Origin of the sequence: Nonomuraea lactucae (assembly GCF_003313395.1) — a bacterium.
In the GTDB taxonomy this organism is placed as follows: Bacteria; Actinomycetota; Actinomycetes; order Streptosporangiales; family Streptosporangiaceae; genus Nonomuraea; species Nonomuraea lactucae.
In genome coordinates this window covers 1-3,547 of record NZ_QNFZ01000715.1, presented here as the reverse complement: position 1 = coordinate 3,547, position 3,547 = coordinate 1, and the positions used below count along the sequence as shown (strand labels likewise).

At 71.6% G+C, this 3,547-nt stretch carries 2 protein-coding genes; one reads left to right on the top strand and one right to left on the bottom strand.

Translation table 11 applies throughout. The features are described from left to right. Positions 1–100: 100 nt before the first annotated feature. Positions 101–2,566 (bottom strand): GH92 family glycosyl hydrolase, encoded by a 2,466-nt coding sequence (locus tag DQW85_RS25940; RefSeq protein WP_205315410.1) that lies wholly within the window; start codon positions 2,564–2,566, stop codon positions 101–103. A 244-nt stretch (positions 2,567–2,810) separates the two neighbouring features. Here DQW85_RS25940 and DQW85_RS25935 point away from each other — a divergent pair, with 244 nt between their 5' ends. Next, complete coding sequence (locus tag DQW85_RS25935; RefSeq protein ID WP_162795383.1) at positions 2,811–3,458, top strand: DUF4328 domain-containing protein; 648 nt, start codon at positions 2,811–2,813, stop codon at positions 3,456–3,458. Positions 3,459–3,547 lie beyond the last annotated feature (89 nt).

Genomic DNA, 3,547 nt, shown 5'->3' with positions numbered 1-3,547 from the left:
GCCGCCCGGGGCGGGCCGCGTCACGGGCCGTCTGCCCGGGGCGGGCCGTTACGCGGGCTGTCTCCCTGGGGCGGGCCGCGTCAACGGGCGTCTCCGGGCGCTACTGGGCCGCGGTCGCGGGCCAGGGCTGGTCGGCCGGGATGTCGGAATCGGCGGTCCCCCACGTCTCGCTCGGCTTCCAGCCCAGCCCGACGCGGAGGACGCCTCCGCGCTGGATCAGCGAGCCGTCCACCCACGACTTCGAGTACGCCTTGCCGCGCAGCTCCACGCCGGTCACGTACTTGTTGACCGGCGACGCCTCGGGCGCCTCGATCGTGATCGCCCTGCCGCCGTTCGGGCGGATCTCGGCACGGGTGAACAGCGGGCCGGCCAGCAGCATCTCGGCGCGGCCCGGGGCCTGCGGGTACAGGCCGAGCGCGGCGTAGACGTACCAGGCGGACATCGTGCCGAGGTCGTCGTTGCCGGGCAGACCGGCCGGGCCGTCGCCGTAGACGGTGTCCACGATCTGGCGCACGGTCTCCTGCGTCTTCCACGGCTTGCCCAGCGCGTTGTACAGCCACGGCGCGTGGATTCCGGGCTCGTTGGTCGGGTCGTAGCGCAGCGGGTCGCCGCCGCGCACGGACCAGGAGCCGTCGGGCTTGTGGAAGAAGCCGTCCAGGCGGCGCGCCGCCACCTCGCGCCCGCCCATGGCCTGGGCCAGGCCCTGCACGTCCTGCGGGACCATCCAGGTGTACGTCGCGCTGGTGCCCTGGGCGAACCCGGCGTCGGAGCCCGGGTTGAACGGGGTGAGCCAGGAGCCGTCGAGCCTGCGAGCCTGGATGTAACCCGCGTCGGCGGCGGCCTGCGGGTTGTAGACGTTCCTCCACCACCGGCCGCGCTCGGAGAACGTCGCGTACTCCTTGTCGCGGCCGAGCAGCCGGGCCCAGCTCGCCAGCGCCGCGTCGGCGACCGACGCCTCCAGCGTCTCGGCCGCGCCGCCCCAGCAGTGGCACGCGTCGTGCGCGGAGTACCTGGAGTCGAGGTACTGCCGCAGGTTGGGCCGCTGGCCGACGCACTGGCCGGGGCAGCCCGCGTCGAGCAGGCCGTCCAGGTGCGGCACGGTGGCCTGGCGTACCAGCGAGTCGAAGGCGTCCTGAGCGTCGAAGCCGCGCACGCCCATGGCGTAGAAGGTGGCCAGCGTGGCGGCCGAGGGGTCGCCGGTCATGACGTGGGTGGCGCCGTTGACGTGCACCCACCGGTCCCAGACGCCGCCGTTCTGCTTGGCGTAGTTGAACAGCGACTGGGCGAACTCGCCGGCGACCCTGGGTTCGAGCAGGGCGAGGAGCTGCACGTGGGCGCGGTACTGGTCCCAGCCGGAGAAGTTGCCGTACTGTGCCCTCTGCCCCTTCTCCACCCTGTGCACGGCCCGGTCCATGCCGAGGTAGCCGCCGTCCACGTCGCTGAGGATGTTCGGCTGGAGGAAGGAGTGGTAGAGCGCGGTGTAGAACGCCCTGCGCTGCGGCGTCGTGCCGCCCGCGATCCGCACGGCGCGCAGCTTGCCACGCCACTCGTCCGCGGCGTCCTCCGCCACCTGGTCCACCGTGTCACCGGCCCCGATCTCGGCCTTCAGGTTGCGCTCGGCGCCGTCGAGGCTGACGTACGAGATGCCGACCCGCATCCGCACGGTCGGATCGCCGGAGGTGTCGAAGCCGACCCAGCCGCCCGAGCCGCGGCCCTGGCGGTCGGCTCCGGTGGCGTAGCCCTCGCCGCCGGTCGCGGTCGTGCCGCCGGGCCGGTGCGTGCCGTCCTTCCAGGTGCCGGTGGAGGTGAAGGGGCGGTCGAAGCGGGCGGTGAAGTGCAGGCGGTAGTAGCTCTTGCGGTTGTTGACCCCGCCGTTGGCGCGGCGCCCGCAGAACGCGCCGGTCAGCACCGAGCCGGTGACCTTCCGCCCGGCCGGGTCGATGGCGATCTCGGCGTCCTCGCTGCCGTTCAGCGAGTTGGACACCCGGAACAGCAGGTTGGCCTTCGAGCCACGGGGGAACGTGAACTCCCCCACCCCGGCCCGGGTGGTCACCGCGAGGTCGGTGGTGACCCCGCTGGACAGCGTCACCTTGTAGTGGCCGGGCTCGCTCTGCTCGTGGTTGTGCAGGAAGTCGGCGGCGTAGATCCTGTCGGTGGCGTCGGCCGACGGCGAGCTGCCGACCTCGCCGACGTACGGCATGATCGGCACGTCGCCGGCCGCGCCGGGGTGGCATCCGGCGCCGTTGACGTGGGTGAGCGCGAAGCCGCGTACCCGGGTGACGTCGTACTGGTAGCCGTTGGACCCGCCGGTGCTGGTCTGGTCGCCCTGCGTGCTGGTGGGGCTCCAGGAGATCATGCCGAAGGGCCGCGAGGCGCCCGGCCAGGTGTTGCCGCCGTTCCTGGTCCCGATGAACGGATCGACGTAGGGCACCGGATCGCTCACGGTGGCCGGGGAGCTCCGGGCGGAGGCGGGAGCGAGGCCCACCCCCGCGCCCGATAACGCGACACCGGCGGTCAGCAGCAGCGCCAAGCCGCGACGCCCCACCCGAATGCTTCTCATGGTCATGCGAACCACCCTCTTCCCGCACCGCCCGCCGCGCGGCGGGCCTCGCGGCACTCTAGAGATCAAGATCTACTTCCCTTCGTACACTTCCGGACCACCCCCTGAACACCAGCCGACCTCACCGGTGAATCGTCAGTTGATCACGAAGGCGCGATACTGAGCCGATCAAGCGCCCCTGTCTCCGAAAGGCCGGACCATGTACCCCTCCCCCTTGCCGTCGGCACCTCCGTTACGTCCGATCCGGGGCGTGGCCAACGTCGCACTCGGGGGGCTGGCGCTCTACTGCCTCGTAGGCCTCGCCGTCGTCGTGACCGACCTGTTCCAACTCGCGATCATCAACCGGATGATCAGTGACCCCGGGTCCGTCAGCGAGGCGGAGATCGAGACAAGCGACGCCCTGGTCTCCGCAGTGGACACCGCGGACACCACGGCCTGGGTCGTCGCCGCCACGACGTTCCTGATCTGGCTGTTCCGGGCCCGGGCGAACGCCGAGTCGCTGGCACCCGACCGGCACCGGCACGGCAAGCCCTGGCTGATCCTCAGCTGGATCGTGCCCATCATCGCCTTCTGGTACCCGAAGCAGATCGTCGACGACATCTGGGCGGCCTCCCATCGGATCGTTCCGCCGCGCCGCTCGCCGCTGGTCTTCGCCTGGTGGACGGCATGGTTGATCGGCTACTTGCTGACGAACGTGGTCCGTGGAATGTTCCGGGAGGCGGACGATCCGGAAGGCGCGGCGGTCGCGGCCATGTTCGACATGACCTACATCGCGGTGATGCTCGCCACGGCGGCACTGGTCGCCGCGGTGATCCTGCGCATCACGAGCGCGCAGGAGGCCGGGCAGTCGGCTCCCCCCGGCCTGCCCGTGGCAGCCGGGGAAGGTCCTCGAGTGTGAGAATTACCTGCCGGCCGTGTCCATCCGGCCGGGGCCCGTTCGTGGTGATGGCGTGCGGCGGCCCCGCCGTACACCGACACCGCGAAGGG